The following is a 13,674-nucleotide window of genomic DNA, read 5'->3' as shown; positions in this document are numbered from 1 at the left end:
CTCGCGCGGCGACGGACGAGGGACTGATGAACCCAAGATCCACCGCCCGGTCCGGGCCCTGGCGGCGCAGAGCCGCCGCGGCCACGGCCGTGATCGTGCTGGGAACCCTGATCCAGGGGGTGACCCAGCCCGCGGCCGCCGTCGACGACGGCTCCGGACGCCCCGGACTGCCCGTCTCCGAGAAGCCCGTACCCGGCAAGCGCCTCGACGGCGGGCCCCTGCCGGTGGCCGAGGACCACCAGAAGGGCCCACGGCCCGCCCCCGACGCCGCCTGGCCGAAGGCGACCACCGCCACCGTCACCCTGCCCACCGCCGCTGCCGCCCGCGCCACGGCACCCGTACGGCCCCGGGGCGTCCCCCTGGAACTGGACACCCGCCTCGCCGCCGCGCAGAAGCCGCTGACCGGCGCCGTCGAGACCCGGGTACTGGACCGGGCCGCGACCCGCGCCGCCGGAGTCGACGGTGTGGTGCTCAGCCTGCGGCCCACCGCCGCCGGAGCCGACGGCCGGGTCCGCGCCCATCTCGACTACTCCGCCTTCGCCGACGCCTTCGGCGGTGGCTACGCCTCCCGGCTCACCCTCGCCGAACTGCCCGCCTGCGCGCTCACCACCCCGGCGGCCGCCCGCTGCCGGACCGTGAAGCCCCTGGCCGCCGTCAACGACACCGAGAAGCGGCGGATCACCGCCACCGGTGTGCGTCTGCGCGCCGGGGCACCGACCGTCCTGGCCACCATCACCAACGCGGCGGGCGCCAAGGGCGACTACAAGGCGACCAGCCTCACCGCCGCCTCGACCTGGAGCACCTCCCTCAACACGGGTGACTTCAGCTGGTCCCATCCGATGCCCGCGCCCGAGGTCCCCGGCGGCCTCAAGCCCGAACTCGCCCTCTCCTACTCCTCCGGTGGCGTCGACGGACGCACCGGCAACACCAACAACCAGTCCTCCTGGGCGGGTGACGGCTTCGACCTGTCGCCCGGATTCATCGAGCGCCGCTACAAGCCCTGTGCCGACGACGGGGTGGAGAACGCCCAGGGGCACAAGCCGGGCGACCTCTGCTGGGGGTACGACAACGCCTATATCTCCCTCAACGGCAAGGGAGGCGAACTGGTTCCCACCGGAGCGAACACCTTCAAGCTCCGCGAGGACGACGGCACGAGGATCGAGCGCCTCACCCACGCCGACCGTGCCAACGGCGACAACGACAACGAGTACTGGAAGGTGACCCTCTCCAGCGGCACCCAGTACCACTTCGGCTACCACCGGCTGCCCGGCTGGGCCACCGGCAAGGAGACCACCGACTCCACCTGGACCGTCCCCGTCTACGGCGACGACGCGGGCGAGGAGTGCAAGGGCACCACCTTCGCCACCTCCTGGTGCCAGCAGGCATGGCGGTGGAACCTCGACTACGTGGTCGACCCCCATGGCAACGCCATGGCGTACTACTACACCAAGGAGACCAACCACTACGGCCGCAACCTGGAGCCCACGGACGACACCCCGTACGTCCGCGGCGGCACCCTCGACCGGATCGAGTACGGCCTGCCCAAGGCCGACCTCTACGCCACCAAGGCCCTCGCCAAGGTCGACCTGACCAGCGCCGAGCGCTGCCTGGCGACCCCGACGATGGACTGCTCCAACATCGGCACCCAGGCCACGTACTGGTACGACACCCCCTGGGACCTCAACTGCGCCGCCGGGACCACCTGCGACAAGGGCCGCCTCTCCCCGGCGTTCTTCACCCGCAAGCGGCTGACCGACGTCACCACCGAGGTCCTCGACGGCACCGCGTACAAGAAGATCGACTCCTGGAAGCTCACCCACGACTGGGGCATGGCGGACACCGACTACCAGCTCCGGCTGCGCTCCGTCCAGCGGACCGGGCACAGCGCCACCCCCGCGATCACCCAGCCGAAGACCACCCTCGGCTACACCCAGCTCGCCAACCGGCTGGACAAGGTCGAGGACGGCTTCGCCCCCTTCATCAAGGACCGGCTCTCCTCCGTCGTGGACGAGTCGGGCGGCCAGGTCGACGTCACCTACTCGGCCCCGGTCTGCTCCTGGACCGCGCTGCCGACCCCCGAGACCAACACCACCCGCTGCTTCCCGCAGAAGATCGGCGGCACCGACACGGAGGCCCCGACCACCCAGTGGTTCAACAAGTACGTGGTGTCCTCGCTGACCGAGACCGACACCACGGGTCTGGCCGCCGACAAGGTCAGCACCTATGAGTACCTCGGCGGTGGCGCCTGGCACTACGACGACGATGACGGACTGACCAAGGAGAAGCACAAGACCTGGTCCCAGTGGCGCGGCTACGGCCAGGTCCGCGTCAAGACCGGCAACCAGGGCGGCGCCGCCGCGATGAAGACGCAGGAGGACACCTACTTCCTGCGCGGGATGCACGGCGACCGCCTCAACGCCACCGGCGGCGAGAAGTCCGTCAGCGTCACCCTCGGCGAGGGCGAGGGCGCCGCGATCACCGACCATGAGCCGGCGGCCGGATTCGCCTACAAGACCGTGCAGTACTCCGGGCCCGGCGGCGGAGTCCTCGGCAAGACGGTCAACCGGCCCTGGCACCACCAGACCGCCAGCCGCACCCGTACCTGGGGCACCATCACCGCCAACTTCACCGGCACCTCCCACACCAAGACCTTCACCTCCCTCGACAACGGCGCGGGCACGTCCTGGCGGACCGCCTCCCACGCCAGCACCTTCGACACCGTCGCGGGCCGGGTCACCGAGGTCGACGACCACGGCGACAACAGCACCGGCGCCGACAACACCTGCACCCGCACCACCTACGCCCCCCACACCACCGCCAACATCCTCGGGCTGACCTCCCGCGTGGAGACCGTCTCCCAGGCCTGCGGTGACCCCGTGGCCCGCCCGGCCGACGTGATGACCGACGTCCGGACCGCCTACGACAGCACCGCGTACGGCGAGGCCGCCACCAAGGGCGACGTCACCGCCTCCGCGATCCTCCAGCGCTACGACGGCACCACCGCCGTCTACCAGGAGTCCGGTACCACCTACGACGCCTACGGGCGCAAACTCGCCGCCACCGACATCACCGCCGACGTCAAGGTCACCGCGGCCGGGGCGCTCACCCGCACCGCCCGCACCGACGGCCGCACCACGACCACCAGTTACACCCCGGCCAGCGGGTACGCGACCAGTTCCACGGTCACCACCCCCCGGGCCCGGCCCACGGACGCGGCCTCCTTCCAGACGAACACCACGACCTTCGACGTCTCGCGCGGACTGCCGCTGACCCAGACCGACACCAACGGCAAGGTCACCCACCTCACCCATGACGCCCTCGGCCGCTCGTCCAAGGTCTGGCTCGCCGACCGGCTCACCGGCCAGACCCCGACCTACGAGTTCGTCTACCACCCGGCCGGGAACCAGCAGCCGATCGCCGTCGCCACCAAGACCCTGAACACCGCGGGCAGCGCCCAGCGCACCTCGTACACCCTGTACGACGGGTTCCTGCGCCCCCGCCAGACCCAGGACCCCGGCCCGAACGGCGGCACCCTGATCGCCGACAGCTTCTACGACGACCGGGGCCTGCTCTCCAAGGAGTTCGCCTCCTACTACGTCACCAGCGCGCCCAGCACCACCCTCTTCCAGCCCGCGAACGCGCTGAGCGTCGAGACGCAGAACCGCCACACCTACGACGGGCTGAACCGCCAGACCGAGCTGCGCCAGATCGCGGGCAACAGCGACGGCGGCCAGGTCCTCAACATCACCAAGACCGTCTACGGCGGCGACCGCACCACCGTCATCCCGCCCACCGGCGGCACCGCCACCACCACCCTGGTGGACGCCCGGGGTCGCACCACCGCACTGCGCGAGCACCACCAGCCCACGGTCGGCTCCACCTTCGACACCACCGCCTTCGCGCACACCCCGCGCGGCGAGGTCTCCAGGATCACCGACCCGGGCGGCAGCTTCTGGACCTACAGCTACGACCTCCTCGGCCGTCAGAAGGTCGCCACCGACCCCGACAAGGGCACCACGACCAACACCTACGACGACCGCGGCCAGCTGGAGACCGCCGCCAACGACGCGACCGGGATCACCCTGGCGTACGTCTACGACGGACTCGGCCGCAAGACCGCCCTGCACACCGGCTCCCCCACCGGCCCCAAGCGCGCCGAGTGGAAGTACGACACCATCACCGGGGCCAAGGGCCAGCTCGCCGAGAGCGTGCGGCACGAGAACAGCCAGCAGTATGTCTCCAAGGTGATCGCCTACGACCGGCTCTACCGGCCCCTGAGGACCTCGGTCACCATCCCGCCCCATGAGCGTGAACTCCAGGGCACCTATCAGTCGGTCCTCAGCTACACGGCCTCGGGCCAGCCCGAGAACATCACCTACCCCGCCGCCGGAGCGCTGCCGGGGACGGCGGTCAGCCTCCTTTACGACGAAGCCACCCTGCGCCCCACATCGGTGGACACCGCCAACGGCGTCAAGGCACTGCCCAGTTACAGCCTCACCGGCAAGCCGCTCCAGTACGAGCTGTACCGGGGCACGGGCAAGAAGACCTGGGTCACCAACGGCTATGAGTGGGGCACCCAGCGGCTCTCCACCACCCGGGTGGACCGCGAGAACGTCGCCGGGGTGGACCAGTCCAACACCTACCGCTACGACGACGCGGGCAACGTCCACTCCGTCACCGACGTCTCCCGCTCCGGCACCGACAGCCAGTGCTTCACCTACGACTGGGCCCGTCGGCTGACCCAGGCGTGGACCCAGTCCACCGCCACCTGCGCCACCGCCCCCAGCACCACCAATGTCGGCGGACCGGCGCCCTACTGGCACTCGTACGCCTACGACATCGTCGGCAACCGCACCAGCGAGACCCTGCACGACCCGACGGGCGACACCGCCAAGAACGTCCAGCGCGCCTACGCCTATCCGGGCGCGGGCCAGCCCAAGCCGCACAGCCTGACCTCGGTCACGGCCACCGGCCCCGGCGGCGTGAGCAGCTCGTACGACTACGTGGCGGGCAACACCACCCGCCGTACCGTCGGCGCCACCACCCAGAACCTCGTCTGGGACGCGGAGGGACGTCTCGCCAAGGTGACCGAGCCCGTCCCCAACGAGGCGGCCAAGGTCACCGAGTACCTCTACGACGCGGAGGGCAACCGTCTCATCGGTCGTACGCCGACGGAGACCACGCTGTACCTCGGCACCACCGAGATCACTCTTCCCAAGGGCACCACGGTCCCCACGGCCACCCGCTATATCGCCCTCGGCGGCGGCCACCAGGCCGTCCAGGAGAACGACGGCTCCATCTCCTTCACCCTGGCCGACCACCACGGCACCGCCCAGCTCGCCACGGACGCGGCCACCCAGGCCCTCTCCCAGCGCCGCACCCTGCCCTTCGGCGGCACCCGGGGCACCCAGCCCACCGACTGGCCCGGCACCAAGGGCTTCGTCGGCGGCACCGACGACACCAAGTCCACCGGTCTGAACCATCTCGGCGCCCGTGAGTACGACCCGTCGACCGGCCGCTTCATCAGCGTCGACCCGATCATGGAGACCGACAAGCCGCAGACCCTCAACGGCTACACCTACGGCGCCCAGAACCCCCTCACCTTCACCGACCCCTCGGGCCTGGGCCTCGCCTGCGGCGGCGGCATGGAAGCCTGCCCCACCCGCCCCGACGGCACCCGGGGCAACGGCCGCCCCAACGAGGCGGTTCCGCCGAGCGTATGGGTCAAAAAGGAGAACCAGCGCACCTACGAAGCGGCCGTCAACTACCCCGGCCCCCGCAAGCCCCCGCCGCCGAGCAACCTCCCCCCGATGCTGAAGGGCCCGGAGCACGCTCCGGCGTACCAGACGGACAACCGTTCCTGGTACGAGAAGAGCTGGGACGTCGTCTCCGCCGGAGCCAAGGCCGCGGTCATCCCGGACGTGGACGGCGCGAAGAACTGCTGGAACGCGGGCGGACGCAGCATGGACTGCGTGGGTCTCGTCGGCGAGATCCCCTTCTTCAAGCTCGCCAAGGGCAAGAAGGTCTACGACGGGGTCAACGACGCCCTCAAGGGCGGCAAGGGCAGAAAGCTGGACCCCGACTGCGAGTGCTTCCCCGCCGGTACCACCGTCCTCATGGCCAACGGCACGACGAAGGCCATCGAGGACATCAAGGAAGGCGACGAGGTCCAGGCGAAGAACCCGGAAACGGGCGAGTCAGGCCCCCGCCCCGTCACCGACCTGATCCGCACCGAGGACGACAAGCACTTCAACACCCTCTCGATCGCCACCGAAGACGGCATCGACCACCTCACCGCCACCCACGAGCACCCCTTCTGGTCCCCGTCGGAGAACACCTGGCTGACGGCCGGAGACCTCGACCCGGGCATGACCCTGCTGACGGACGAGGGCAAGACCGTCGTCGTCACGGGGAACAAGGTCTCGACACAGCAGGTGCGGACGTACAACTTCACGGTCGCTGACCTGCATACGTACTACGTGCTGGCGGGGGCGACCCCCGTTCTTGTACACAACTCTACGTGCCCGGTTACCTCGGTGATTCACGATGACTCGTTTCTCGTGAAGGCCGCTGAGGCTGCTGGAAAGAATGAGCGGATCCAGAAGGAGATCGATGATCTGGTCCTTCAATTCCGCTCAGGCAACACGAATCCCGGTCTCGGGAACAAGTCTCTGGAGGGTACGGATGTCTCCTACCTGCGTGGTCGTAACGGTGCGCGGGTCTTCTTCAGAAATACATCCGAAGGGATGCAGATCGTGGGCAAGGCGAACAAGGCCAACGAGCCAAAAGTGATCAGTCGGCTCAAGGAGAAATACGGTAACTGAACGTGTTCGAAATGATGGAGGGTGGCCTCAGGCTGCGAGTCGAGTTGGGTGAAGATCTACCAGAAGCCTGCGAGAATGCTGACGGCTGGATTGTTCTACCTGACGGGACGACATGGTCTGCGACCTTTCTGACACACGCTGAGATTGGTCGGATCATGGCAAGGTGGAAAGTCAGCGGAGAGTGTCTGGCCGGTAGTTACTTCACGTGCCCTGACTTGGTTCTCTTGCGGGAACCAGGTGTGCGAGCCATGTTCGCGGCGGTCCGCGATCTCGTCGCCCAAGGCGATCATGAACTCGCCCTTCAGCAGGTTGAGTGCTAGCGGGCAGTAACGCCGAAGCGCGCCTGGCCCACGCCCTAGTGGTCTCCAGGTTGCGATGATGGAAGCCCCGCCGTATTTCCGGCGGGGCTTCCGTCACCTCACTCTCAGGTGGGAAGACCGTCAGCACTCGATGATGTTCACCGCGAGCCCGCCCCGCGCCGTCTCCTTGTACTTCACCTTCATAGTGGCCGCCATAGTGATCATGCCCCTGAGCTGCGGCTTCAGGGCGAGACCGGAGGCCCATCCGGCCGCCAGGGACTTCTCAGGGACTTTGTGCTGATCTTCTGCGAGCCAGGAGTCCATCGCCGCCAGACCTCGCCGCCCGGCCCCGGGCATGAAGTGAGCGTAGTGGTCGAGCGTGATCTTGGGGGAGGAGTGCCCGAGCCAGGCCGCGAGGCTCACCACGGACTCGCCGGCCTCCAGTTGCACGCTGGCGTAGGTGTGCCGCAGGACGTGGAACATGTCCGACCGCGATGACGCGTAGACCGGGTAGTGGCGCACCCGGCCGCCGTACTCCTGAGTCTTCTCGCCGATGACGGTGAGCAGCCCGACGGCCGCGAGGGCGGGCCGCCAGCTCCGCTCGTTCCAGGTCTTGTAGTAGATCCGGTTCCCGTGGGAGGTGGTGAGGACGAGCTGCACGGTGATCGGACGCCGCTGCCGCTCCTCCAGCGTGTTGGTCGGCGGCTCCGGGTTCCGCCAGGGGAGAGTGCACGCCGTCGAAGAGAAACGGCGGAAGTGCGCGCGGGCGTGGGCCGCCAGGTTGGGGGAGAGCGGCACCTCCCGCGTCTTGCCGCCCTTGGGCAGACAGAAGTACGGACGCCCCTTCGTGTCCCACCGGAGCTGACGCCGGATGCGCACGACCATGTTCGTGAAGTCGAAGTCCTCCTCCGCCAGGCCGAACGCCTCGCCCTGGCGCAGCCCGAGCCCCAGCCCCAGATCCACGGCGAACCGGTAACGCTCCTGAAGGTGTTCCCGGACGGCGTCGACGGTCGCACGGGCCCACGCCTTGGCTTTCTTCTCCTTGGCGCGCGGGGCCTTGACGCTCTTGTGGGCCTTGAGCGGGTTCCGCAGCAGCCGCTGGTCGTCCACGGCGCTGTTGAGGACGGAGGAGAGGTGTCCCCAGATCACCTCTGCGGTCGAGTCCTCGACCCGCGTCAGCAGGGTCGCCTTGAAGGTACGCAGGGTGGACGCGTCGATGTCCCGCAGCGCGACATCGCCGAGCAGCGGGATGAGGTGATTGTTGATCCGGCTGGCCATCGGGCCGGCGGTCGAGGGCTCATCGGTCCGTCCCGGCCACCAGTGCTCCACGATGTAGTCGCCGACCGAGATCGCGCCGTCGCGGGGGTCGATGAACTCGCCCCGACGGGAGTCGGTCGTGGCGGTCGCCAGCCACTTCTTGGCGTCCTCACTCGTGGTGAACGAGCGGTCCTGGACGCCGGGTATCCCCTTGACGCGGTACCGCTTGCCCGTGCCGTACAGGGCGGTGCGCTCGCGCTTGCCGGTTTCCTTGTTCGGCCGCTTCTTCAGCCATCGGTCCTCCATGTAGCCGGCCATGCGCTTGGTGCTCCCCTTGTGGTGCGGTGATTCCTTCCGAGTGGGTGTTCAGAACGCTGGATGGAGCCGGTCCTTATCCCGCATCCGGAGTTCTCTTTGAAGGATTTTTCGAGGGGGAGTTGGGCTAAGCGACCCTGCGCGTACGCGCCCGAGGTTTCTGGAGAATTGGGTCAAGAGAAGGGTTCGACCATGAATCGGACAGCTCTTGGGCCCGCACCCACTCGTCAAGCACGGTGATCCGGTACATGACGCGACGGCCCATGCGGAAGCTCGGCGGTCCCTGCCGCCGATGACGCCAGATGTAAAGGGTGTTCGGAGAGAGCCCAAGATATGTGGCTGCCTGAGGGAGGCTCAAGAAGGCCGTTTCGTGCTGTGAGCTTGTCTGCGGCATGGCTGCGTTCCTGTCGTCCGGCTGAGAGATGACAGGAGGATGATCCTGAGAAGGAGAGGCTTGGATGAGCCGGGCCGCCGGTGGTAGAGGGTCCTTCGGTAGCTCCCCGGTATGCGCCCCTTCTACGTGGCCTCAGCCGATCAGCCGCAGAAGCTGCGAAGGGTCGGTCAGGTCACTGATCACATGATCCGCGCCCGCGTCGGCCAGGTCGGCTGCCGAGGTGGTCCCGGAGGAGACGCCGATCACCCGGGCTCCGCCTTCACGTCCGGTGCGGACGTCCTCCAGCGAGTCCCCGACGATGACGGTGTTGCTTCGATCGAAGCTGTGGCCGTACGCGGCCCCGGCCCGCTGCTGCGCAACGCTCACCAAGGTCGGCCGATGCGGATCGTCCGACGCGTACCCGCCGACCGTCGGATCGACAAGGCTGATCAGGTCGAATACCGAGAGTTTGATTTCCGCGCTGGCCTGAAGATTTCCGGTGACGATGGTCGGTAGAAGATGGGGGGACTTCCGCACGGCGGTGAGCGACTGGACCGAACCCGGGAGCAGCAGCCCATCTGCCAGCATTCTTCCCCGGTGCCGCTCCAGTTCCCCGGGCATGAGACCGATGATCCGCCGGGCGAACGCGTCCACCTCCTCTGCGGGGACACCGTTCACGGTGAGGAGTTCCTTCACCGCGACCGGCATGGTGACACCCGTACCCTTCGCCGGAAGCCGCTCCGGGGCGTTGCCGACTACCTTCTCGAAGACGGTGCGATAGACGAGTCGGTCGATATCGCCGACGTAGAGAAGAGTCCTGTCGATGTCCCACAGGACGAGAATCATGCCGCCGCACGTCCCTTCATGACGGATTGGCCGCGTTCCAGGAGGTCGCGCGCCGCAGGGGAGTCCTCGAACCGACGGACCTCCGCAAGCATGGAGCGGAGGTGATCGTCCAGACGCGCGGAGTGCACGCCGTCCACGAGACTGAGGACTTCCTGGGCGATACCCCATCCGGCGTCGGGGTTCTTCGTCTGCATGTGGGCGGTTGCCGCCCGGGAGAGGAACTGGGCAGTCGTACGGATCTCGTCTTGGCTCAGCTCATGACGAGCGGCGTCGAACGACTCCGCCGCTTCGGTGGGCCGACCGAGGTCGAGCAGGCAGCTTGCCGTCTGACCAAGGATCTCGCCCGGCTTGATCCAGTACAGCCAGTCCGGATCGTCCTCCCCACGGCCCTGTGCACACAGAACCCTGGCTTCCTCAAGGGCCGCTCGGGCGGCTGACTCCTCGCGCAGCCGTGCGTGGCCTCGGGCCTGCCGGGTCAGAAGCATCGCCTGGAGGGCCGGAGCGTCGCGGTCGCTGATGCTCAGTCGCGCGGTCCTCGCCGCGGTGACCGCGTCCCGTGGATCTCCGACGGAGTATCCATGGATGGCCAGGAAGGAGAGGGCCGCCGCGGTAAGGCGGGAGTCTCCGGAGGCATGGGCGGCTCGCAGCGCGGCGAGGAACAGCCGCTGGGCCTTCGCGTGGTTGCCGCCGTCGAACATGTACCAGCCAGCCTGGGTTGCCGCGTCCGCGGTCGCTGCCGCCAGTCGGCGACCCCGGGCCTCGTCGTACGAACCGTGCTTCAGCAGCCTGACGAGGATCTTCAGGTGTCCCAGCGACGTCGCGGTCAGACTGCCGCTGCCGCTGCTGGCGTCCATGTGCCGGAGAGCGTCGGTCGTCGCCTCCAGAGAAGTAATCAGCGGGATGGTGACTCTGGTGCCGTTCGGAGGCATCGAGGCCATGGCCTCAGGGGCCGCGATCGTGGATTGCAGTACGTACTGCGTCAGGCCGGCCCCGCTGAGCGCCAGCACCCCACGGCGTTTCATGACACCTCCGACAGCGAACTCAAGTGAGGTCACCATACGGTCCGAGTTCCACGGCAGAGCGGGGTCGAGAGGCCCGTTCGACGCACCTCGGTCCGGTTCACCGAACGGGGTCAACAGCAGGGGACGAAGGTCCGCAGGAAGCCCGAGGCCGTTGAGGAAGTCGATGATGGCCTCCCCTCCTCCCAGGTGCTTCCGGTCGCGCTCCAGGTCCGAGATGAACGACTGGGTGAGGCCCGTCAGAGAGCGGACGGCCATCTGAGAAAGTCCGGACCGCCTGCGCAGCAGCCGCAGTAACTCGCCGAAGTCCCAGGCGGACAGGGCTCTGTGAACCTGTTCGTCACGCCATGCCCGGTCGGGAATCCGCGTGATGTCGCCGCCCCGGGAGCAAGGGGCGCACAGAGGGTCGGGGTTGTACTGGCTCAGCCCGTGACCGCACTTGCCGCACACACGAAACGACGACTTCATGAGCGGTCCTTCCTGCACTGCCTCACCCCGACCAACCATCGGCACCAGGCTAGGCGCAGGCCGATATCGCTGAAGCGATATCGCTCCAGCGGTCCCTTTGAACCCGCGCGACCTCAAGACTCCTCCCACGGCTCACCGAACGCGCCGTCCGGAAGCACTGCGATACCGAGTCCGAGGGAGGGGCCAGTGACCACACGTACGGCTCAGCGCTCCAAGCGCGTTGCCCTGTTGACCGACGAACAGGCTTCACCGGCGTCCGTCCTCACGGAGCCGACCGCTTCGGTGTGCTCACTCGGACGAGGAGTGAGGTGCTGGAACCTCCGGAACCCGAAAACGCAGGGCTTCACGGTCGGCTTCGACCGGAGCACGGCTCCAGGCCGCCCCTCACCGATGAGGACCGGTCGCGCCCCGGAGAGGTTCGGCGAATCGAACGAGCGCATCTGCGGCTCTGGGGAGCTGACCGTCTCGTCGGCACTGCCGATCTCCTGGTCACCGAACTGGTCACCAACGCGTTCGAGCATGGACGTGGCCCGGTCGAGGTACGTCTGTGGTGCACCGCCAGCCGCTTCTGGCTCAGGGTCGGCAGTGGCTCACGGATCGAGATCGACGAAGGCTGGCTCGAAGCGCTGGACGAAGATCTCGCCCAGACCGGTAGGGGTTTGCTGCTGGTCGATGCGTTCGCCGACTCCTGGGGACTGTCGGACGACCGCACCTGGGTGTGGTGCTCGCTTCTGACTCCTGAAGGCGAATCCCCCAAGGAGGCGACGCCCCCTGATTGACTCCGCCATCGGGCCAATCTCTCCGCAGCAGGTTTCGGACATCCCGCCGTCCGGCTTCCGAGGCGGCTGTCGTCCCCTGCGGCGATGGGCAGACCTCGTGACCCACAGGAGACCGCACGACCCGACGCAGCGCATTCCGGCCAGCCCCTGTCGTTTTCCGGGGAAGGCCGACGGCCGCCGATAGCGTCCCGGCGTGGTGGCACCGACGGCGCCCCGCCGGGCGGTTCTTCCCGCCCCGAACACGTACGAACGAAGGACACCCTCATGACCCACACGACGGTCGACTCCGACGAGGCCGCACGGCTCCGCAACGAGGTCGTGGACCAGTTGGTCGCCGACGGCGCGATCTCCTCCCCGGAGGTCGAGGCCGTGATGCGTAAGGTCCCCCGGCACGCGTTCGCCCCCGAGGCGACACTGGAGAAGGCGTACGCCCCGTACGCGGCCGTCATCACCAAGACGGACGAGCACGGCGTCCAGCTCAGCTCGGTGTCCGCGCCGCAGATCCAGGCGATGATGCTGGAGCAGGCCCGGGTCCGACCCGGGATGAGGGTGCTGGAGATCGGCTCGGGCGGTCTGAACGCGGCCTACCTCGCCGAGCTGGTCGGGGAAGCGGGCGACGTAGTCACTGTGGACATCGACTCCACGGTGACGGACCGGGCCCGCCGACTGCTGGACGAGCACGGCTTCGGCCGGGTCCGCGTGGTCTGCGTCGACGCGGCGGAGTCCTTGGACGACCTCGGCACGTTCGATCTCGTCATGGTGACCGCCGGCGCGTGGGACATCCCGCCCGCATGGACCGAGCGGCTCACCCCCGACGGGCGCCTGGTGGTACCGCTGCGGATGCGCGGGCTCACCCGGTCCGTGGCCTTCGTCCGCGCCGACGATCACCTGGAGAGCGAGTCCACGTTCGTCTGCGGCTTCGTCCCCATGCAGGGCTCGACCGCGCACCAGGAGGAACTGCTGCTCGTCGCCGGAACCCCGGAGATCGGGCTGCGGTTCGACGACGGACTGCCCGCCGACCCGAGTCTGCTCGACAACGCCGTCACCACGCCCCGGGTCGAGCTGTGGACCGGGGTCGAGGTCAGTCGCGGAGAACTCGTCGACACCCTCCAGATGCACCTGGCGATCACACTGCCCGGCTTCTGCGTGATGACGGTCGACCCCGACCTGGACACCGGGATCGTCGCTCCCTCGAACAAGTCCTTCTCCCTGGCGGCTGTGGACGGCGCCGACTTCGCCTATCTCACCGTCCGCCGGACCGAGGACGACGAGGGCGTCGAGTACGGCGTCCACGCCCTCGGCCCCACGGCCTCCGGCTTCGCCAAGATCGTCGCGGGCCACGTCCATGACTGGGCCCGCGACCGGCGCGGCGGCCCCAACCCGGTCATCCGCGTCCATCCGGCCGGCACCCCCGACGAGCAGATCCCGGCCGACCGGGTCATCGACAAGGTGCACAGCCGGATCTCACTCGCCTGGCCTCCGGCCTAGCCGCAG

The 13,674-nt window shown here is 68.3% G+C and carries 7 protein-coding genes; 3 read left to right on the top strand and 4 right to left on the bottom strand.

Going from position 1 to position 13,674, the window contains the following annotated elements; genetic code table 11:
* Positions 1–26 precede the first annotated feature (26 nt).
* Entirely contained in the window at positions 27–6,824 is a 6,798-nt protein-coding gene (locus tag ACFVIM_RS12390; protein ID WP_384300643.1) for a polymorphic toxin-type HINT domain-containing protein, read from the top strand.
* Positions 6,825–7,264: 440 nt separating this feature from the next.
* Here ACFVIM_RS12390 and ACFVIM_RS12385 read toward each other — a convergent pair whose 3' ends face one another.
* From ACFVIM_RS12385 to ACFVIM_RS12370, 4 genes are all read right to left on the bottom strand, one after another.
* Positions 7,265–8,698, bottom strand: a complete 1,434-nt coding sequence (locus tag ACFVIM_RS12385) for an integrase (protein WP_384300642.1) — start codon at positions 8,696–8,698, stop codon at positions 7,265–7,267.
* A 124-nt stretch (positions 8,699–8,822) separates the two neighbouring features.
* The gene (locus tag ACFVIM_RS12380; protein WP_384300641.1) at positions 8,823–9,089 is read right to left on the bottom strand and encodes a helix-turn-helix transcriptional regulator; all 267 of its coding nucleotides are present in this window, start codon (positions 9,087–9,089) and stop codon (positions 8,823–8,825) included.
* Positions 9,090–9,221: 132 nt separating this feature from the next.
* Positions 9,222–9,914, bottom strand: a complete 693-nt coding sequence (locus ACFVIM_RS12375) for an HAD family hydrolase (protein WP_384300640.1) — start codon at positions 9,912–9,914, stop codon at positions 9,222–9,224.
* On the bottom strand, positions 9,911–11,401 hold the full coding sequence (locus ACFVIM_RS12370) for a helix-turn-helix domain-containing protein (RefSeq protein ID WP_384300644.1): 1,491 nt from the start codon (positions 11,399–11,401) through the stop codon (positions 9,911–9,913). The genes ACFVIM_RS12375 and ACFVIM_RS12370 overlap by 4 nt, the downstream gene beginning before the upstream one ends.
* 308 nt (positions 11,402–11,709) lie before the next feature.
* Here ACFVIM_RS12370 and ACFVIM_RS12365 point away from each other — a divergent pair, with 308 nt between their 5' ends.
* Positions 11,710–12,180: an ATP-binding protein gene (locus ACFVIM_RS12365; protein ID WP_384300639.1), complete on the top strand. Its 471-nt coding sequence runs from the start codon at positions 11,710–11,712 to the stop codon at positions 12,178–12,180.
* Positions 12,181–12,444: 264 nt separating this feature from the next.
* Positions 12,445–13,668, top strand: coding sequence for a methyltransferase, FxLD system (gene fxlM, locus ACFVIM_RS12360; protein ID WP_384300638.1), 1,224 nt, complete (start codon positions 12,445–12,447; stop codon positions 13,666–13,668).
* Positions 13,669–13,674 lie beyond the last annotated feature (6 nt).

Source organism: Streptomyces sp. NPDC057638, from assembly GCF_042800315.1.
GTDB lineage: Bacteria > Actinomycetota > Actinomycetes > Streptomycetales > Streptomycetaceae > Streptomyces.
Note: the sequence above shows the minus strand (reverse complement) of the source record. Positions and strands in the feature narration are given on the sequence as shown.

Coding starts and splice junctions, on each gene's coding strand:
- fxlM (WP_384300638.1), top strand. CDS start 12,445: ATGACCCACACGACGGTCGACTCCGACGAGGCCGCACGGCTCCGCAAC.
- ACFVIM_RS12385 (WP_384300642.1), bottom strand. CDS start 8,698: ATGGCCGGCTACATGGAGGACCGATGGCTGAAGAAGCGGCCGAACAAG.
- ACFVIM_RS12375 (WP_384300640.1), bottom strand. CDS start 9,914: ATGATTCTCGTCCTGTGGGACATCGACAGGACTCTTCTCTACGTCGGC.
- ACFVIM_RS12380 (WP_384300641.1), bottom strand. CDS start 9,089: ATGCCGCAGACAAGCTCACAGCACGAAACGGCCTTCTTGAGCCTCCCT.
- ACFVIM_RS12390 (WP_384300643.1), top strand. CDS start 27: ATGAACCCAAGATCCACCGCCCGGTCCGGGCCCTGGCGGCGCAGAGCC.
- ACFVIM_RS12370 (WP_384300644.1), bottom strand. CDS start 11,401: ATGAAGTCGTCGTTTCGTGTGTGCGGCAAGTGCGGTCACGGGCTGAGC.